The organism is Devosia sp. YIM 151766, assembly GCF_030285925.1.
Classification (GTDB): Bacteria; Pseudomonadota; Alphaproteobacteria; order Rhizobiales; family Devosiaceae; genus Devosia.
The window spans coordinates 840,148-857,994 of record NZ_CP127251.1; the positions used below are offsets into that span (position 1 = coordinate 840,148).

Consider the following 17,847-nt stretch of genomic DNA (forward strand, 5'->3'; position numbering starts at 1 on the left):
GGCATCATGGCACTGGATAAGATCGACCGGAAAATTCTGTCGCTTTTACAAAGGGATGCCACCATGCCGGTGGCTGAAATCGGCCGAAAAGTCGGGTTGTCCACCACGCCGTGCTGGCGCCGGATTCAGAAAATGGAGGAAGATGGCGTCATCCAGCGCCGCGTCGCCGTACTCGACCCCGCCAAGGTCAATGTCGGCGTCACCGTTTTCGTCTCGGTCAAGACCAACGAACACAATGATGGCTGGATGCGTAAGTTTTCCGGGGTGATCGATGAATTCCCCGAAGTGGTGGAATTCTACCGCATGAGCGGCGACGTCGATTATCTCATGCGCGTCGTCGTGCCCGATATCGGCGCCTATGACGTCTTCTACAAGCGCCTGATCAGCAAGATCAATCTGACCGATGTCAGCTCGGCTTTCGCCATGGGCCAGATCAAATATACCACGGCCCTGCCGCTCGACTTCGCCATCGTGGTGGACGACGACAAATAGGGACGGTCAGGACGATTTGCGCGGCCGGCCGCCAAGGCGCCCATTCCGCCGCGCTGCTTCCGCCTTGGCAACCGAGCGGGACTGACCGCCGCGACGGCTGGCAGCCATGAACTTCTCCGTACCGAATACGCCCTGCATCAGCCCCGATATGGTGAAGTCGAGGTCGAGTTGCGGCCAATGCAATCCGGTCTCTCCCGCCAGTTCGACCTTGGCGATGTCGTCGGGATCGGCACTTTCCAGTCCCTGCAACAGACGAGCGGGCACCATGAAGGCCGCGCCGTTCTCGAACTCGACAACGATACGGTCCGATAAGGGCTCGTAGCGCACCGATCTTGGAGTGGGTTGGCCGGCGCGTTCGGCCGCGCCGCGCGCCACCGCTTCGGCATAGTCACGATCTTCGAATTCGACTTCAGCCATGAATATCGGTCCAACAATGCAGAAAATAGCTGCGATGACGCGACACAACCGACAGCGCCCGAACTGTATCGCGCTTGCTCATTCCTCTGACGGAAAGAACGTTCAGGTTGACGATATCTATCCGCGCCTCTCCGTCCCCATAAACGTGAACATGGGCGGGTTCATGATCATCCAGATAGATCACGAAGCGCATCCCACCTTCACGAAGGAGGGTCACCATATCAAATAACCCAAGCAGTTGGGTTTTTCAATGCTACCCCCCCGTCACGCTCATATGCCGCGCCATTGCCGGCTCCGGCCTTGTCCTGTCGAGCACGAAATCATGCCCTTTCGGCTTGATGAGCATGGCGTGGTCCAGCGCGGCATCAAGCGCTTGTGCACCGCCTTCGCGCCAGGCATCGCGGAGATTGACCTGGTCGTCCTGCCCCAGGCACAGGAACAATTGCCCGGTCGCGGTCAGCCGGACCCGGTTGCAGCTCTCGCAGAAATTATGGCTCATCGGCGTGATGAAGCCCAGCGTGCCACCGGTTTCGGCGACGTGCACATAACGCGCCGGGCCGCCTGTGCTCTTGTCGAGCCTGGTCAGGCTATAGCGCCGCGCCAGCCCGTCATGCAGTTCACGCAAGGGAAGGTAGGTATCGACGCGGTCTATGCCGACCTCGCCCAGCGGCATGCCCTCGATCAATGTCAGGCCCATGCCGTTGCCATGCGCCCAGGCCATCATCGGCTCGATTTCGTCGTCATTGACGCCGCGCATCGCCACCATATTGATCTTGATGGCCAGGCCCGCCGCCCGTGCCGCCTCGATGCCCGAGAGCACGTCCGCGATCCGGCCGCGCCTTGTAATGGCGCGGAAGCGCTCCGGGTCCAGCGTATCCAGCGAGACGTTTATGCGGCGGATGCCGGCTGAGAACAGGTCCACCGCATGTTTGGCGAGCTGACTGCCATTGGTGGTCATGGTCAATTCGTCCAGGCCCGCGCCAATCCGGCTGCCCAGGCTGCGCACCAGGTCCATGATGTCGCGGCGGACCAGCGGTTCACCGCCGGTCAACCGGATTTTCGTCGTGCCCCGGGCGATGAAGGCTCCGGCGATGGCTTCGACTTCCTCAAAGCTCAATACGTCCTTCTTGGGCAGGAACGTCATGTCCTCGGCCATGCAATAGACGCAGCGGAAGTCGCAGCGGTCGGTCACCGAGATACGCAGATAGGAGACGCGCCGGCCGAAACGGTCGATCAGCAATGGGGCAGGGGCAGCGGCGATATCCATTTCTGTAATCTAGGACGTCCCGAGGCTCGGCGCAATTTCTCCGCGGCGACGGAAGCGGCGGACAGTCTCAAGCGACAAGCGCAAACAAAAAAGGCCGCCTCGCGGCGGCCTTCCAATTCACTGGCCGCCTTAATGGTTGACCACGATCAGCGCGCCGACCTTGACGCGATCGTAAAGGTCGATGACGTCGTCATTGGTGAGCCGGATGCAGCCGGAGGACAGGGCCTGGCCGATCGACCATGGCTCGGACGTGCCATGAACCCGATAAAGGGTCGAGCCGATATAGAGCGCGCGGGCGCCGAGCGGATTGTCCGGGCCGCCGGGCATAAAGGCAGGAAGGTCGGGAACGCGCTTGCGCATGGCCGGGGGCGGGGTCCAGCCGGGCCATTCGGCCTTGCGGGTAATGCGGTGGGTGCCGGACCAGCGGAAACCATCGCGTCCGACGCCGATACCGTATTTTATCGCCTTGCCGTTTTCGAGCACCAGATACAGCCGGCGTTCGCCGGTTTCGATCACGATCGTGCCCGGCTTGTGCCTGGTTTCGTAGTCCACCGTCTGCTTGCGGATCGGGCTGCCGCCGCGACCGGCCGTCGCGGCGCGATCTTCGAACGTGTTGGTGTCGGGATTGTACCAAACCGCCGCGGATGCCGGCGCCACCAAACTGGCCGATAGCAGGATGGACATGCCTATCGCCAATACGAGTTTGATAAACTTCATCTTCTACCTGGCCTCTGGATGCGCGACTGGCTTTGATTCGCCGTCCGCGACGATTAGCGTCATTACTTCGATTACACCTTGCCGGAAAGAGAGACGGCCCTCATCCCGCCACAAATGCCGCATCATCGCCACATTGTGTTGCCAGCCGGTTACAATCGGCGTTCACCAAACGGTGATCGCGCCTCTTTCTTCGCCTTGACAGCCCTGCCGGCCCCTGCCACATCCGCCTGCGACCGGCAGGAGGGCATTGGCGCGATGAGCGAGGCATTGAAGCGGCAGGCGGCGGCCATGGCGCTATCGGAAGTGCGCCACGGCATGCGGCTGGGACTGGGCACCGGCTCGACGGCCCGCCATTTCGTCGACTTGCTGGGCCAGCGCGTCGCCGAGGGGCTGGAGGTCATCTGCGTGCCGACCTCCGAGGCGACCGCCCGGCAGGCGCGGGAGCTGCATATCCCCCTGTCCGACCTCGACATTCTGGACCGGCTCGACCTGACGGTGGACGGGGCCGACGAAATCGATCCGGCGCTCAACCTGATCAAGGGCGCCGGCGGGGCGCTGCTGCGCGAAAAGATCGTCGCCGCGTCCTCCGACGCGATGATCGTCATCGCCGATGACAGCAAGTGCGTGGCGGCGCTGGGCGGGAATTTTCCATTGCCCATCGAGGTCAACCGTTTCGGTCTTGGGGCCACCCGCCGCTCCATTGCCGATATTCTGAGCTCCTATGGCGCCGATACCTGGCTGAAATTGCGCGGCGAAGATGCCGGCGCGCCTTATGTCACCGATGGCGGGCACCTTATTCTCGATGCTTTTTTTGGCCGCATTTCACAGCCAGAAGCGCTATCGAGCGACCTGTTGAATATTCCAGGCGTGGTCCAGCATGGACTGTTCCTGAAAATGTGCAGCAAGGCTTATGTGGCGACGCCGAATGGCGTAGAAGAACTGCAACCGCAATAGACTGAGCGTGGATCGAACGATATGGCATTCTGGACGGACGGGAACATGATGCGCGGCGCCAAGGCCGTTATGGGTGCGGTGCTGGCGGCTGGTCTGATCGCCATGGCGGCGCCGGCCTTTGCGCAGGAAGTCGCCCCCGAGCAATTGGCCCTGGCCCGCAAATATATCGACCTCACCGATCGGGGCGCCGTCTTCGAGACCACCGTGGTCGAGGTCGGCATCGACACTATGCGCCAGATCGTCACCCAGAATCCCGAGATCATCGACCAGACCAACGAAACCATCGGCGATGTCATCAAGGAATATAATGGCCGCAAGGGCGAATTGCTCGATCAGTTCGCTCGCGTCTATGCGATGCGCTTTACCCTGGACGAGCTGCGCGAGATCGTCGGCTTTTATGAATCGCCGACCGGCCAGAAACTGGCCGCCGCCAATTCCGAGGTAAACGCCGATATTCGCCGCGTCCTCCAGGTCTATACCAACAATCTGCGTACCGAGTTCTTCGCCAAAGTGCGCTCCGGCCTCCGCGCCAAGGGCGTCGAAATCTGATCGTGCCTGCAGCGCCAAACATTGACCCTGCTCGTCGCAGGGTCTTTTTTTATGTGCCGGCATGATTATATCCATCGGTGCTTTACGATGAATTGCGGGGGCGGATATGAGCTTTGACTACGATCTTCTGGTGATCGGCGCCGGTTCGGGCGGCGTTCGGGCCGCTCGCATGGCCGCGACCTATGGGGCCAGGGTCGGCATCGTCGAGGAATTCCGGGTCGGCGGCACCTGCGTCATCCGGGGCTGCGTGCCCAAGAAGCTCTATGTCTATGCCAGCCGCTTCAAGGATCAGTTCGACATTGCCGAAAGCTTTGGCTGGCAGGTCGATGCCAGTTTCGACTGGCCGAGCCTGGTGGCCGCCAAGGAAAAGGAAATCACCCGGCTCGAACAGGCCTATACGAGCAATCTCGAAAAGCCCGGCGTCGAGATCATTCGCGACCGTGCCGTGGTCAGCGGCGCCAACAGCATCAGGCTGGTGGGGCAGGCGCGCGAGCTGACGGCGAAATATCTGCTGGTCGCCACCGGCGCGCGGCCCTTCATTCCCGATATTCCCGGCGCCGAATTCGGCATCACCTCCAACGAGGCTTTCGACCTGCCGGCGCTGCCGCATTCCATCCTCATCGAGGGCGGCGGCTATGTGGCGGTGGAATTCGCCACCATCTTCGCCGGCCTGGGCGTGGACACCACCCTCATCTATCGTGGCGATTGCGTCCTGCGCGGCTTCGACGAGGATATGCGGCGCGGGCTGGAGGCAGGCCTCACCGAACGCGGCATCCGCCTGATCTACCAGACCAATGTCGTCGAACTGTCCAAGCCCGGCGCCGAGGTGCTGGCAACCTTCAGCGATGGCGTCACCGCGCCGTTCGGCGCCGTGATGTTCGCCACCGGACGCCGGCCGAATATCGAGGGACTCGGCCTCGAAAAGGCCGGCGTGGCGGTCAACGATTTCGGCGTCATCGTCGTCGACGAATATTCGCGGAGTTCGGTGCCTTCCATCTATGCGGTGGGCGACGTCACCGGCCGGGCCCAGCTGACCCCCGTGGCCATCCGGGAAGGCTGGTATTTCGCCGAGACGGTGTTCAACGACAATCCGCTTGCGGTCGATCACTCGCTGATCCCCACCGCGGTCTTTTCCGAGCCGGAAATCGGCGTGGTCGGCCTCACCGAGGAGGAGGCCGCGACCCATGGCGATATCGACGTCTATGTCGCCCGCTTCCGCCCGATGCAGAACACGCTCTCCACCCGCATCGAGCGCATGGTGCTCAAGCTCATTACCGAGAAGGATGGCGGCAAGGTTCTGGGCGTTCACATCCTGGGGCCGGGCGCCGCCGAGATGATCCAGCTGGTGTCCATTGCCGTCGGCATGGGCGCGACCAAGGCCGATTTCGACCGCACCATTGCGCTTCACCCCTCGGCGGCCGAGGAATTGGTGACCTTCAAGGCCCCGACCTATATCTATCGGGATTGCCAGAAGGTCTGAGGCCTTCTGCCCTTGGCATGGCGGCCCGGGCTTGGTAGATCGCCCGGAGCCCTCAAGAATGCCCCGGCATAAGCGAGACAGAATATGACCACCTGGACCCCCAGTTCCTGGCGCGGCAAGCCGGTACGGCAAGTTCCGGCCTATCCCGATCCGGCGGCGCTTGCCGAAGCGGAGCGGCAGCTCGGCAGTTTTCCGCCGCTGGTCTTTGCCGGCGAGGCCCGGGAGCTGAAGTCCCGCCTGGCCGCGGTGTCCCGGGGCGAAGCCTTCCTGCTCCAGGGCGGCGACTGCGCCGAGAGCTTCGCCGAGCATGGTGCCGACCATATCCGCGACTTCTTCCGCGTCTTCCTGCAGATGTCGCTGGTGCTGACGCATGGCGCCTCCAAGCCGGTGGTCAAGGTCGGCCGCGTCGCCGGGCAATTCGCCAAGCCGCGTTCTGCCGATACCGAAATGATCGACGGGCTCGAACTGCCGTCCTATCGCGGCGATATCATCAACGATATCGGCTTCACCGAAGCCGCGCGCATTCCCAATCCCCATCGCATGCTGCAGGCCTATCGCCAGTCGGCGGCGACGCTCAACCTGCTGCGCGCCTTCTCCATGGGCGGCTATGCGGAACTGACCCGCATCCACGAATGGACCATGGGCTTCATGAAGGGGTCCAACTGGAACACCCGCTACGAGGAAGTGGCGCGCAAGATCGATGACGCCATCACCTTCATGGGGGCGCTCGGGCTCAATCCGGACAATACGCCGGCGCTTAAACAGACCAGCTTTTATACCAGCCATGAGGCCCTGCTGCTCGGCTATGAGGAAGCGCTGACCCGCCGCGATTCCATCACCAATAATTGGTACGCCACGTCCGGCCATATGCTGTGGATCGGCGACCGGACGCGCGACCCGGATGAGGCGCATGTCGAATATTTCGCCGGCATCAACAATCCCATCGGCGTCAAATGCGGCCCGAGCCTGTCCAGCGACGATCTTCTGCGCCTGCTCGACCGCCTGAACCCCACCGACGAGGCCGGCCGCATCACCCTGATTTCCCGCTTCGGCGCCGGCAAGGTGCATGAGCACCTGCCGCGCCTGATCGAAACCGTGCAGAAAGCCGGCCGCACCGTCGTCTGGTGCTGCGACCCCATGCATGGCAATACCATCAAGGCCTCGACCGGCTTCAAGACCCGCCCCTTCGACCGGGTGCTCTCGGAAGTGCGCGATTTCTTCGAGGTGCACCGCGACATGGGCACCTATGCCGGCGGGCTGCATATCGAGATGACCGGCGACGATGTCACCGAATGCGTCGGCGGCGTTTCCGCGGTGACCGAAGCCTCGCTGTCGGACCGCTACAACACCTATTGCGACCCGCGCCTCAATGCCAGCCAGGCCCTGGAACTGGCCTTCCTGGTGGCCGAAGAAGTGCATGCGCAAAAGCCGCCGCACCAGCAGCAGGCGGCCGGCGAGTAAGTCCCGGTACTGAACCGAAGTCAGGGCCGCGCGTTGAGAAAATCAGCGTGCGGCTTGTTTTTCTTTGGCAATGGCTGTCAAAAATAGCTGTAGCGCCAAAGGGTCGAACATGCCGAGGTCACTTTTTCCCGCCGCCACACCTGAGACAAGGGCCCGTCTGGATCTCGATCCGACGATCAAGCTGTTCAACGATTTCGACTGGGCATCCAATCCATTGGGCCTAATCGCCGACTGGCCCGACGGGCTGAAAGGCGCCGTTCGCGCCATGATCGTCGCCTCGATCCCCATGTATATGCTGGTGGGGCCGCAAGGCATTCTGCTCTACAACAATGCTTATGCCCAATTCGCCGGCCGCCGCCATCCGGAAATCTTCGGCCTGAGCGCGGCCGAAGCCTGGCCAGAAATCGCCGCCTTCCATTGCGACAATATCGAACGCGGCCTGCGCGGCGAATCCTGGACCCTGTCCGATCAGGAATTGACCCTGGCCCGCCACGGCCAGGCGGAAACCATATGGATGGACCTCCATTGCAGCCCCGTCGTGGGTGAGGATGGCCGCTCCATGGGCTTGCTCTGCATCCTGCACGAGACCACCGATCGCGTCCTGGCGGAGCAGGCCGTGGTGCGCAATGAGGAACGGCTGACGCTGGCTTTGTCCAGTTCCTCCCTGGTGGGCACCTGGGACTGGAACATGGCCGACGATCTGGTCACCGCCGATGATCAATTCGCGGAAATGTTCGGCATCGATCCGCTGCGGGCCGGCCTCGGCGTACCGTTGAAGAGCTTTTTTCGCAGTGTGCATCCGGACGATCTCGACAATGTCAAAGCCGAAATCCGCCGGTCGAGCCAGACGCTGGATGAGTTTCGCTGCGAGTTCCGCCTGATAGGCGAAGACGGCTCGATCCGCTGGGTTGTGGCCGCCGGCCGCCCCCGCCAGAATGCCGCCGGCCAGCTCTACCGCTTTCCCGGCATCGCCATCGACATCACCGAGCAGCACCGCACCGCCGAGGCCTTGGCCGAGAGCGAGCTGCGCTTTCGCACCCTGGCCGATACCATGCCCCAGCGCGTCTGGACCGCCTTGCCCGATGGCACGGTGGATTACGTCAATGCCCGTTGGCACGAATTTGTCGGCCATGAGAATCTGCTGGATCGGCAACAATGGCTGGCGCTGATCCACCCCGATGACCGCTTGCAGGCCGATGAACGCCGCAGCCAGGCCACGGCGGCGGGCGAGCCCTATCAATTGGAAACACGGATGCGCCACCGGAGCGGCGAGTATCGCTGGTCGCTGAGCCGCGCCCTGCCGGTCCACGATGCCAATGGCCAGCTTGTCCGCTGGATCGGCACGGCGACCGACATTCACGAGACCAGGCTGGCCGCCGAAGAGCGCGAACTGGTCGCGCAGGAGCTCGGTCACCGCATCAAGAATATCTTCGCGGTTCTGAACGGCATAGTCGGCCTGTCCGCCCGCAGCTATCCGGAGGCGCGGTCCTTCGCCGACGATCTGCGCCAGCGCATCTATGCCTTGGGCGAGGCCCATGATTTCGTGCGCCCGCACAGCCATCTCAGCGTCTCCGGCGCTGCGGGGCAGGGGCGCTTGTCGGCGCTCATCGCCCGGCTGATGAGCCCCTATCGCGATGGCGAAGTCGAGCGCGTGCTGTTTTCCGGCGAGGATGTCAGCATCGATGACGCCGCCGCCACGCCGCTGGCGCTGCTATTCCACGAATTGGCGACCAATGCCGCCAAATATGGCGCGCTGTGCCAGCCCCAGGGCCGCGTCCATATCGCCGGCGAGGATGCCGGCGAGGATTTTTGCCTGACCTGGACGGAAAATGGCGGCCCCGAAACCAGGCCGCCCGACGCCCTGAGCGGCTTCGGCACCAAGCTGATCGGCCTATCGGTTGAAGGCCAGATGCGCGGCACTCTGGAGCGCGACTGGCGGCCGGAAGGGCTGCATGTGAAGATCGTCGTGCCGCGCAACGCTCTCAATCGCTCAATGCGCCTGCGCGCGGCCCCGGACGAGGAAAGCGTTTAGTGTAGCCGGATCGCTTCAGGCTTTAGCCGACAAGGCTCTCGGCCAGGCCACGCGCCGACCAGTCGAACAATGTCAGCCTTTGCGGCGGCTTGGCTTCGGCGGCCGCCCGGCAGGCTATGGCGAATTCCACCACTTCGCGCAATTCGCGTTCCGTCGCCGGCTTGGGCAGGACCCCGATCGTTCCCGGCACCCCATTGCCCAATTGCGCTGGATTGGCGGTCATGAACACGACATTCACGCCATATTCCTGCGCCAGAATCTGGCCGATGCCGATGCCGGTGGGGCCGTCGCGGAGATTGAGGTCGACCAGCGCTATGTCCGATTGCCCGGCCAGGTTCAGTGCTGCCGTTCGGTCGGACACGATGCCCGCAGCCTCGTGTCCCATCTCGGACACGACATTTTCGATTTCGGCGGCGACGATGAATTCGTCTTCGACAATGAGGATGCGATAGGGCTTGGGCATGAACGGCACTTTTATATCGGGAGTAGGGGGCAAACTCGCGGAAGCCGATCCGGTTGCCATGGCTTGGCCGCTACGCGCTGATGTGATCGACCATGATGCGTTCCGAGTGTTACCAAAGCCCTATAACGTTACAATTTGCACGAAGAGCGGTAGTTTTGGACGAAACCGCTAATCTGCCGCCGCCGCTTGCTCTGTCAGGGGCGAGAAGCTAAATCTGCCCGCGCGTTCCGCCGAGCCGGCAGAGCGGCTCTCCCTCGATCGAGGCCTATATCACCGTGACCGACCAGCTCCGTATTGCGCTTGCCCAGCTCAACCCCAAAGTGGGCGACCTTGCCGGCAATCTGGCTCAGGCGCGCCAGGCGCTGGAGCATGCCGATGCTGCCGGCGCCGATATCGTGATGTTTCCGGAACTCTTTCTCACCGGCTATTTCCCCGACGATCTGCTGTTCAAGCCGCAATTCGTCGCCGATGCCATGGAGACGGCGCGCCTGCTGGTGGCCGCCACCGCCGGGTCGGGGCTTGTGCTGATCCTGCCGACGATCTGGCAGGAGCGCGAGACGCTGTTCAACGCGGTGCTGGTGGCCGAGCGCGGCGAGATCATTGCCATTCGCCATAAGCGCGAATTGCCCAATTCCGATGTTTTCTACGAGCAGCGCTATTTTACCTCCGGCGAGCTGCCGCTGCCGGTCGAGATCAAGGGCGTGTCCATTGGCATCCCCATCTGCGAGGACATCTGGCACAAGCTGATCTGCGAGCACCTGGCCACGCACGGCGCCGAAATCCTGCTCTGCCCCAATGGTTCGCCCTATTGGGCCGACAAGCAGCAGGTTCGCCATGGCCTGGTGCGAGCCCGCATTGCCGAGCATGGCTTGCCGATGCTCTATCTCAACCAGGTTGGCGGTCAGGACGAACTGGTCTTCGATGGCGCCTCCTTCGCCGTCGAGCCGGGCGGCGCTCTGGTATTTCAGGGCAAATCCTTCGAGCCCGATTTTATCGTCACGGACTGGACCCGCGGCGAAACCGGCTGGACCTGCGCCAATGGCAGCGTCGAGCCGCTGCCCTCGCCGGAGGAAGCTCCCTGGCGCGCCTGCGTACTGGGCCTCCGCGACTATGTGGAGAAAAACGGCTTCTCCCAGGTCGTGCTGGGCCTGTCGGGCGGCATCGACAGCGCCGTGGTCGCCGCCATGGCCGTCGATGCTTTCGGCCCCGAACGGGTCCATTGCCTCATGCTGCCCTATCGCTACACCACCGAGGCGAGCCTGCGCGACGCCAGGGATTGCGCCGAATGGCTCGGGGTACGCTACGATGTGGTGGCCATCGGCGATCCGGTCGATCAGGCGCTCAGCCAGTTGCAGCCCGTCTTCGGCAATCGCCCCCTCGATATTGCCGAGGAAAACATCCAGTCCCGCATGCGTGGCACCATTCTTATGGCGGTCAGCAACAAGCTCGGCTCCATGCTGCTCAGCACCGGCAATAAGAGCGAACTGGGCGTCGGCTACGCCACCATCTATGGCGACATGAATGGCGGCTTCAATCCGCTCAAGGACATGTTCAAGATGCAGGTCTATGCGCTGGCAGACTGGCGCAACAGCAACCTGCCCGGCGATTGCCTCGGTCCCCTGGGCCGGGTCATTCCGCAATCCATCATCGACAAGGCGCCCAGCGCCGAACTCCGGCCCGACCAGACCGATCAGGACAGCCTGCCGCCCTATCCGGTGCTGGACGACATTCTCCGCTGCATGGTCGAGGACGAGATGGCGCTGGGCGATATCGTCAGGCGTGGCCATGATCCGGCCACGGTCAAGCGCGTCGAGCGGCTGGTCAATATCGCCGAATACAAGCGCCACCAGGCCGCGCCCGGCCCCAAGATCAGCCGGCGCGGCTTCGGCATGGGCCGCAAATATCCCATTACCAACGGTTATAAGGACGCAACGGTCGGATGAATGTAACCGTACGCTGGGCTCCCTCGCCAACCGGCCGCATCCATCTGGGCAATGCCCGGCCGGCGCTGCTGAATTATTTCTTCGCCCGCCGTCATGGCGGACGCTATGTGCTGCGCATGGACGACACCGACCTGGCGCGGTCGACGCGCGCCTTCGCCGATGGCATCGAGGAGGACCTCGCCTGGCTCGGCGTGGTGCCCGACCTGCTGGTCCGCCAGTCCGAGCGCACCGATCTTTATGACGCCGCCCGCGACCGGCTGATCGCCTCCGGCCGGCTCTATCCCTGCTACGAGACCGAAGAAGAACTGGACCGCAAGCGCGCCCGCGCCCGCCTGCTCGGCAAGCCGCCGATCTATGACCGCGCCGCCCTCGATCTGACCGCCGAGGACAAGACCCGGCTGGAAGCGGAAGGCCGCCGGCCGCATTGGCGCTTCAGGCTCGATGGTCTCGCGGTGCAGTTCGACGACCTCATCAAGGGCAAGCAGACCGTCAACACCAATGCCATGTCCGACCCGGTGCTGATCCGCGCCGATGGCTCCTATCTCTATACGCTGCCCTCGGTGGTCGACGATATCGAACTCGGCATCACCCATGTGATCCGCGGCGAGGACCATGTCTCCAATACCGGCACCCAGGTCGAGATTTTCGAGGCCCTAGGAAGCGCGGCGCCGATATTCGGTCACCATAACCTGCTCGCCGACGCGCAGGGCCAGGGCTTTTCCAAGCGGCTGGGATCGCAATCGATCGCCGATTTCCGCCATGACGGCTATGAGCCGCTGGCCGTTGCCATCGTCGCTACCCTGACCGGCACCAGCCTGTCGGTGGAGCCCTATGAGAGCCTCGAGGCTATCGCCGAAAAACTCGACCTGTCGATGATTTCGCATGGCGCGGCGCGCTTCGATCCGGCCGAACTGAACGGCCTCAATGCCCGCCTTCTGCACAATATGTCCTACGAGCAAGCCGCTCCGCGCCTTTCGGCGCTGGGTCTTGAAGGCGAGGCCACGTGGCTGTTGCTGCGCGAAAATCTGGTAAAATTCCCCGATATCGTGGAATGGTCCAAGCTCGTCACCGGCCCGGTCGAGCCGGTCATTGCCGCCGAGGATCGGGAATTTCTCGCCCTGGCCAGGGCATTGCTGCCGCCCGAACCCTGGGACGACACGATCTGGAGCCAATGGACCGAGGCTCTCAAGGCCGCCACCGGGCGCAAGGGCAAGGCGCTATACCTGCCGCTGCGCCTGGCGCTGACCGGCCGCCACGACGGCCCGGAACTCAGGTCCCTGCTTGTCCTGCTCGGGCGTAAGGTGTGTCTGGACCGACTATCCTGACGGCCTTGTCGCCGAAATGAACGATGCGCAAGTCCGGCTCGGCCGGGGTTTCGGGGCGGCGGGCGATTTCCCCCGGTCCTGACGGACGGGGGCGGGGCAGGGGCACGTCCACCAGCGCGATCGCCGCCACCGGCTCCACCGCCACCGCTTCGGCCGCCTGCACCGGCACGGTGCCGCGCGGATCGCGCAGCGGCAGGGGGAAGCTCAGGCCGTTGATATCCAGCATCGCCCGGCTGCTGCCATCTCCGGCGCTGGCGACGCGCACCGCGCCATCGGCCGGCGGCGCCACCCGGCAGCTCGACGCGCTGTCGAAAGCATTGCGATAGGCGAAGGCATTGGGCAGCGCGGTATAGGGCGAGCCGGACATGTTACGCATCTGCTCCGGTTCCTGGCCCGGATTGTCGTAATAATACAGCTCGACCGGCGTATTGGGGCACATCTGCTGGCAGGCTATCGCGTCATTGCCGACATAATCGGTGAGCGTGGCGTAGCTGATGGGCCAGAAATAGCCATCGGACAGCCGGACGCAGACCGTGCGCACGGTATTATAGCCCTGATAGCCCCAATAATCCCCGCCATCGATGAAATCGCCATTGGTGAAATCGCCGCCCGAGGCGCTCCCGAAGACCCGGTCGAAAATCGACTGGCGCTCCTGGGTGAAGGTGGCGCTGGAGCCGGCATTGCAGCCGAAACGCGCCATTTCCTGCAAGATCGCCTCGCGTTGCTGCGCCACTGCATTGCCGGTTTCCACCGACTTGGCCAATTCCGCATATTGGTTGCGCAAGCTGATGACATCGCGGGCGACGAGCTGGCATTCGCGGGTCAGGGTGCGGCCGGCGCGGGCATCGTCATTGCAGCCCTGGCGAATATATTGGCTTTCCGCATTCTGCACCTGCCGCGCCAATTGCCGGGCCGCATTGGTATTGTTGTTGATCTGGCGGAAATCGCCATTGCGGTCGAACTGGCCCAACGCATTTTGCAGCCGCGCGCATTGATTGGCCTGCGCGTGAGCGGCCTCGACATCCAGCGCCAGCACAACGATCGTCAGAATCAGCAGAACCAGGGCACGCAGGCCGGTCGATGGAAACGTCACCAGAAATCCTTATATCGGGGCCGCAACCGCCTCGCGCCCCAGCGCCTTAAGACATCGCTAGGGCCCATGGCAACATTATAGCGGCGTGCGCTGCTTCGTGGTAGCGCGCCAGGGCCACACCGAGAGCGGAGACAACAGGCGTCATGAAACTCGCCACCCTGCGCAATGCGCGCCCCGATGGTCAGCTCGTCGTCGTTTCCGCCGATCTCGCCCGCTATGTCTCGGCCGGCCGGATCGCCGCCAATCTGCAAGCCGCCATGGACGAATGGGAGCGCGCCGCGCCGGCCCTGGCCGAGCTTGCCGCCCAGCTCGATGCCGGCGCCATTGCCGGCCAGCCCTTCGATCCGGCTCTGGCCCATGCGCCCTTGCCGCGCGCTTATCAATGGATCGACGGCTCGGGCTATCTGAGCCATCTGGAACGGGTCCGCTCGCTCAAGGGCAGCAAGGACGAGGAACTGCAATCGGTGCGGCCGCTGATCTATCAGGGCGGCTCCGATTCGCTGTCCGCCCCCACCGATCCCATCATCGTCCCCGCCGACGACCTGGCGCTGGATTTCGAGGCCGAAGCCGCGGTGATCATCGGGCCGGTGCCCATGGGCGCCACCCGCGAACAGGCCGAGGCCGCCATTCGTCTCGTCACCGTGCTCAATGATGTTTCCCTGCGCCGGCTGGTGGTGGACGACCTCCAGAACGGTTTCGGCTTCTTCCACGCCAAGCCGTCCACCGCTTTCGCGCCGCTCGCCATCACCCCGCAAAGTCTGGGCCTGCATTGGCGCGACAACCGCTTGCACCTGCCGGTGCGCGTCGAGGTCAACGACACGCTCTATGGCCAGCCCAATGCCGGTATCGGCATGCATTTCGATTTCGCCGATCTCATTGTCGAGGCGGCGCGCACCCGCGCTTTGGCCGCCGGCACCATCATTGGCGGCGGCACCATTTCCAATCCGCACGACGAGACCCTGCCGATCAAGCGCGACGGCATCGGCTTTGCCTGCATTGCCGAAGCCCGCACCGCCGAAAAAGCCAAATATGGCCGCGCCCGCACGCCCTTCCTCAAGCCCGGCGACCGCGTGCGGATCGGCGCCATCGATGCGGAGGGGCGGTCGCTTTTCGGCGACATGGAGCAGATCGTGCAACTGCTCGACAGGTGAAAGATAACATTCCCGTGTGTTCGTTGGGGCCGAGATAAACCCGTGTCAGTGTGTCGCTTGCGGGACACCTGCCACCGGCCGTTCCGCCGCTGATTTTCTATCGCCTCCAAAGCGATTGGGGCGGCCTTCGGGCCGCCCTTTTTTGTTTTTGCTTGCTTTCCTGCGGCGGCGCAGCCAATCTCCGGCGCCATGAAGACCTTTTGCACCATTACCGCCTGCATTATTACCTGCTAACCCCAGCTTGGCGGAGCGGTCTTCTTCATCCCGATAATTCGAAACGGATAGAGGCTCCCCCGCCAGGGCATCATTTTGTCTGGCCACAGGAAGCCTATATGTCCTCGGCAAAGCCGCAGCTTACGCTTTACAATACGCTCACCCGTGCCAAGGCGCCCTTCACGCCCATGGATGCGGGCAATGTGCGCCTCTATGCCTGCGGTCCCACGGTCTATGACTTCGCCCATATCGGCAATGGCCGCGCCGCTATCGTCTTCGACCTGCTGTTCCGCGTCCTGCGCCATGTCTATGGCGCCGGCCACGTCACCTATGTGCGCAACATCACCGACGTCGACGACAAGATCAACGCGCGGGCTTTGCGCGATCATCCGCAATTGCCGCTCAACGAGGCCATCCGCAAGGTCACCGAGACCACTGCCGCGCAATATCAGCAGGACGTCGCGGCCCTGTTCTGTCTCGAACCCAGCGTCCAGCCGCGCGCCACCGACAATATCGAGCAGATGCAGCGCCTGATCGCGGCCCTGATCGCGCGTGGACATGCCTATCAGGCGGATGGAGAAGTGCTGTTCGCCGTCGAATCCATGCCCGATTACGGCCAGCTCTCGGGCCGCAATCTTGCGGACAATCTCGCCGGTGCCCGCATCGCCGTCGATGCCCATAAGCGCAATCCGGCCGATTTCGTGCTGTGGAAGCTCTCCAGTGCCGAGGAGCCCGGATGGGACAGTCCCTGGGGCCGCGGGCGCCCCGGCTGGCATATCGAATGCTCGGCCATGTCCGAGCGCTATCTGGGCCAGACCTTCGACATCCATGGCGGCGGGCTCGACCTCATCTTCCCCCACCACGAAAACGAGATCGCCCAGTCCCGGTGCGCCCACGGCACCCATGCCATGGCCAATGTCTGGATGCATAACGGCTTTCTTCAGGTCGAAGGCCAGAAGATGAGCAAGAGCCTGGGCAATTTCTTCACCATCCACCAGCTTCTCGAAACCACGGATTTCGGCGGCCGCAAATGGCCCGGCGAAGTCCTGCGCCTGGCCATGCTGATGACCCATTACCGCGAGCCGATCGATTTCACCGTCAAGCGGCTGGAGGAGGCGGTGACCCTGCTGGAAAGATGGGAGCGCGCCGCCGGCGATGCGGAGCCGGCTGCCAGCCTCGCCCCCGGCCTTGTCGAGCGCCTCGCCGACGACCTCGACAGCCCCGGCGCCATCGGACGCATCCATGCGCTCATCGTCGATGAAGGCCGCGTAGCGGACGGCTTGGCTCTCGCCGGGCTGATGGGCATCCAGATCCAGCGCCAGGTGAGCGTCGACATGGACGTCGCCGCCCGGATCGCCACCCGTCTCGATGCCCTCAATGCCAAGGACTTCGCCAAAGCCGACGCCATCCGCGCCGAACTGGCCGAACAGGGCATCGCCCTGATGGACTACAAGGACGAGGAAGGCCAGCGGCGGACGAAATGGGAGGTGAAGCGGTGATGGTGGCAGCGGAGAAACCCCCGCACCCGTCTCGGCCTGCGGCCGATCCACCCTCTCCCACAAGGGGAGAGGGTGCCCGAAGGGCGGATGAGGGGGGCGATGCAGCCATAGGACGCCACCTGCTCTCCTACGCCCGCTCCATGTGCCGGCAGCCGACCGAAGCCGAGCGCCGGCTCTGGCAATTGCCGCGGGACCGCCGCTTCGGCCTGCTGCGCCTCTGGAACAACGACATCCTCGCCCGACCCGGCAACGTCGCCGAGGGCATCTGGGCCGCATTGGAGAACCCCCGATGAAACGCTATCCCATGGACGTCAGCGGCGGTTGCCAATGTGGCGCCGTGCGCTATCACGCCACCGAGATGATGGACAATTCCCATATCTGCCATTGCCGCATGTGCCAGAAGGCCGTGGGCAATATTTTCGCCGCTCTGGTCGCCGCGCCGCGCGAGGCCATTATCTGGACGCGGGGGCAGCCGGCGCGGTTCCGCTCGTCCGAACATGTGGATCGCGGTTTCTGCCGCGATTGCGGCACGCCGCTCTTTTACGACGACGTGACCGGCAACCGCGTCAATTTCACCATCGGCTCGCTCGATCATCCCGAAATGTTCCCGCCGCGCGGCCAGTCCGGCGCCGAAAGCCGGGTGGCCTGGTTCGGGACGCTCCCCGATATCGAGGATGGCGGGGTCACCGAACGGCCCGAGCGCCAGGACTGGTGGAGTGCCATCAAGGCCACCAGCCGCCAGCATCCCGACCGCGATACCTCCGTCTGGCCCCCCAGATAAACTTCGAGTT

The 17,847-nt window shown here is 63.5% G+C and carries 18 protein-coding genes; 12 read left to right on the forward strand and 6 right to left on the reverse strand.

The annotated features are described in order from the left end of the window. Window positions 1–12 precede the first annotated feature (12 nt). Window positions 13–492, forward strand: a complete 480-nt coding sequence (locus O9Z70_RS04050; RefSeq protein ID WP_286021949.1) for an Lrp/AsnC family transcriptional regulator — start codon at window positions 13–15, stop codon at window positions 490–492. A gap of 6 nt (window positions 493–498) precedes the next feature. Here O9Z70_RS04050 and O9Z70_RS04055 read toward each other — a convergent pair whose 3' ends face one another. The 4 genes from O9Z70_RS04055 to O9Z70_RS04070 all read right to left on the reverse strand — a co-directional run bounded on the left by O9Z70_RS04055 (window position 499) and on the right by O9Z70_RS04070 (window position 2,893). Beyond that, entirely contained in the window at window positions 499–909 is a 411-nt protein-coding gene (locus O9Z70_RS04055; protein WP_286021217.1) for a DUF2442 domain-containing protein, read from the reverse strand. Further along, window positions 902–1,102, reverse strand: coding sequence for a DUF4160 domain-containing protein (locus tag O9Z70_RS04060; RefSeq protein ID WP_286021218.1), 201 nt, complete (start codon window positions 1,100–1,102; stop codon window positions 902–904). The genes O9Z70_RS04055 and O9Z70_RS04060 overlap by 8 nt, the downstream gene beginning before the upstream one ends. A gap of 60 nt (window positions 1,103–1,162) precedes the next feature. Then, window positions 1,163–2,176 (reverse strand): GTP 3',8-cyclase MoaA, encoded by a 1,014-nt coding sequence (moaA, locus tag O9Z70_RS04065; protein WP_286021219.1) that lies wholly within the window; start codon window positions 2,174–2,176, stop codon window positions 1,163–1,165. A gap of 129 nt (window positions 2,177–2,305) precedes the next feature. Then, window positions 2,306–2,893, reverse strand: a complete 588-nt coding sequence (locus O9Z70_RS04070) for a L,D-transpeptidase (protein WP_286021220.1) — start codon at window positions 2,891–2,893, stop codon at window positions 2,306–2,308. A gap of 255 nt (window positions 2,894–3,148) precedes the next feature. Here O9Z70_RS04070 and rpiA point away from each other — a divergent pair, with 255 nt between their 5' ends. The 5 genes from rpiA to O9Z70_RS04095 all read left to right on the forward strand — a co-directional run bounded on the left by rpiA (window position 3,149) and on the right by O9Z70_RS04095 (window position 9,369). Continuing rightward, window positions 3,149–3,847 carry a ribose-5-phosphate isomerase RpiA gene (gene rpiA, locus O9Z70_RS04075; RefSeq protein ID WP_286021221.1) on the forward strand — a complete coding sequence of 233 codons (699 nt, stop codon included), beginning with the start codon at window positions 3,149–3,151 and terminating at the stop codon, window positions 3,845–3,847. Window positions 3,848–3,868: 21 nt separating this feature from the next. Further along, a complete protein-coding gene (locus O9Z70_RS04080; protein ID WP_286021222.1) occupies window positions 3,869–4,396 on the forward strand; it encodes a DUF2059 domain-containing protein in 528 nt (175 codons plus the stop codon). Window positions 4,397–4,502: 106 nt separating this feature from the next. Next, on the forward strand, window positions 4,503–5,876 hold the full coding sequence (gor, locus tag O9Z70_RS04085; protein WP_286021223.1) for a glutathione-disulfide reductase: 1,374 nt from the start codon (window positions 4,503–4,505) through the stop codon (window positions 5,874–5,876). Window positions 5,877–5,960: 84 nt separating this feature from the next. Next, window positions 5,961–7,337 carry a class II 3-deoxy-7-phosphoheptulonate synthase gene (locus O9Z70_RS04090; protein ID WP_286021224.1) on the forward strand — a complete coding sequence of 459 codons (1,377 nt, stop codon included), beginning with the start codon at window positions 5,961–5,963 and terminating at the stop codon, window positions 7,335–7,337. Window positions 7,338–7,446: 109 nt separating this feature from the next. Then, window positions 7,447–9,369, forward strand: coding sequence for a PAS domain-containing protein (locus O9Z70_RS04095; protein ID WP_286021225.1), 1,923 nt, complete (start codon window positions 7,447–7,449; stop codon window positions 9,367–9,369). A 22-nt stretch (window positions 9,370–9,391) separates the two neighbouring features. Here O9Z70_RS04095 and O9Z70_RS04100 read toward each other — a convergent pair whose 3' ends face one another. Then, entirely contained in the window at window positions 9,392–9,832 is a 441-nt protein-coding gene (locus O9Z70_RS04100) for a response regulator (protein ID WP_286021226.1), read from the reverse strand. Window positions 9,833–10,107: 275 nt separating this feature from the next. On the opposite strand from O9Z70_RS04100, the gene O9Z70_RS04105 reads away from it, so the two are divergent. Both O9Z70_RS04105 and gltX read left to right on the forward strand, forming a co-directional pair. Beyond that, on the forward strand, window positions 10,108–11,775 hold the full coding sequence (locus O9Z70_RS04105) for an NAD+ synthase (protein WP_286021227.1): 1,668 nt from the start codon (window positions 10,108–10,110) through the stop codon (window positions 11,773–11,775). Then, the gene (gene gltX, locus O9Z70_RS04110) at window positions 11,772–13,100 is read left to right on the forward strand and encodes a glutamate--tRNA ligase (RefSeq protein ID WP_286021228.1); all 1,329 of its coding nucleotides are present in this window, start codon (window positions 11,772–11,774) and stop codon (window positions 13,098–13,100) included. The genes O9Z70_RS04105 and gltX overlap by 4 nt, the downstream gene beginning before the upstream one ends. Here gltX and O9Z70_RS04115 read toward each other — a convergent pair. Further along, a complete protein-coding gene (locus O9Z70_RS04115; RefSeq protein WP_286021229.1) occupies window positions 13,045–14,193 on the reverse strand; it encodes a DUF2865 domain-containing protein in 1,149 nt (382 codons plus the stop codon). The genes gltX and O9Z70_RS04115 overlap by 56 nt on opposite strands. Window positions 14,194–14,336: 143 nt before the next feature. Between O9Z70_RS04115 and O9Z70_RS04120 the strand changes: the two genes are divergently transcribed. From O9Z70_RS04120 to O9Z70_RS04135, 4 genes are all read left to right on the forward strand, one after another. Further along, on the forward strand, window positions 14,337–15,344 hold the full coding sequence (locus O9Z70_RS04120) for a fumarylacetoacetate hydrolase family protein (RefSeq protein ID WP_286021230.1): 1,008 nt from the start codon (window positions 14,337–14,339) through the stop codon (window positions 15,342–15,344). Between the two features lie 332 nt (window positions 15,345–15,676). Continuing rightward, window positions 15,677–17,056 (forward strand): cysteine--tRNA ligase, encoded by a 1,380-nt coding sequence (gene cysS, locus O9Z70_RS04125; protein ID WP_286021231.1) that lies wholly within the window; start codon window positions 15,677–15,679, stop codon window positions 17,054–17,056. Window positions 17,057–17,196: 140 nt separating this feature from the next. Then, entirely contained in the window at window positions 17,197–17,349 is a 153-nt protein-coding gene (locus O9Z70_RS04130) for a hypothetical protein (protein WP_286021232.1), read from the forward strand. Next, entirely contained in the window at window positions 17,346–17,837 is a 492-nt protein-coding gene (locus O9Z70_RS04135; RefSeq protein WP_286021233.1) for a GFA family protein, read from the forward strand. Before O9Z70_RS04130 ends, O9Z70_RS04135 begins: the two co-directional genes overlap by 4 nt. Window positions 17,838–17,847 lie beyond the last annotated feature (10 nt).

Coding starts and splice junctions, on each gene's coding strand:
- O9Z70_RS04100 (WP_286021226.1), bottom strand. CDS start 9,832: ATGCCCAAGCCCTATCGCATCCTCATTGTCGAAGACGAATTCATCGTC.
- O9Z70_RS04070 (WP_286021220.1), bottom strand. CDS start 2,893: ATGAAGTTTATCAAACTCGTATTGGCGATAGGCATGTCCATCCTGCTA.
- moaA (WP_286021219.1), bottom strand. CDS start 2,176: ATGGATATCGCCGCTGCCCCTGCCCCATTGCTGATCGACCGTTTCGGC.
- rpiA (WP_286021221.1), top strand. CDS start 3,149: ATGAGCGAGGCATTGAAGCGGCAGGCGGCGGCCATGGCGCTATCGGAA.
- O9Z70_RS04135 (WP_286021233.1), top strand. CDS start 17,346: ATGAAACGCTATCCCATGGACGTCAGCGGCGGTTGCCAATGTGGCGCC.
- O9Z70_RS04080 (WP_286021222.1), top strand. CDS start 3,869: ATGGCATTCTGGACGGACGGGAACATGATGCGCGGCGCCAAGGCCGTT.
- cysS (WP_286021231.1), top strand. CDS start 15,677: ATGTCCTCGGCAAAGCCGCAGCTTACGCTTTACAATACGCTCACCCGT.
- O9Z70_RS04055 (WP_286021217.1), bottom strand. CDS start 909: ATGGCTGAAGTCGAATTCGAAGATCGTGACTATGCCGAAGCGGTGGCG.
- gor (WP_286021223.1), top strand. CDS start 4,503: ATGAGCTTTGACTACGATCTTCTGGTGATCGGCGCCGGTTCGGGCGGC.
- O9Z70_RS04060 (WP_286021218.1), bottom strand. CDS start 1,102: ATGCGCTTCGTGATCTATCTGGATGATCATGAACCCGCCCATGTTCAC.
- O9Z70_RS04130 (WP_286021232.1), top strand. CDS start 17,197: ATGTGCCGGCAGCCGACCGAAGCCGAGCGCCGGCTCTGGCAATTGCCG.
- O9Z70_RS04095 (WP_286021225.1), top strand. CDS start 7,447: ATGCCGAGGTCACTTTTTCCCGCCGCCACACCTGAGACAAGGGCCCGT.
- gltX (WP_286021228.1), top strand. CDS start 11,772: ATGAATGTAACCGTACGCTGGGCTCCCTCGCCAACCGGCCGCATCCAT.
- O9Z70_RS04120 (WP_286021230.1), top strand. CDS start 14,337: ATGAAACTCGCCACCCTGCGCAATGCGCGCCCCGATGGTCAGCTCGTC.
- O9Z70_RS04090 (WP_286021224.1), top strand. CDS start 5,961: ATGACCACCTGGACCCCCAGTTCCTGGCGCGGCAAGCCGGTACGGCAA.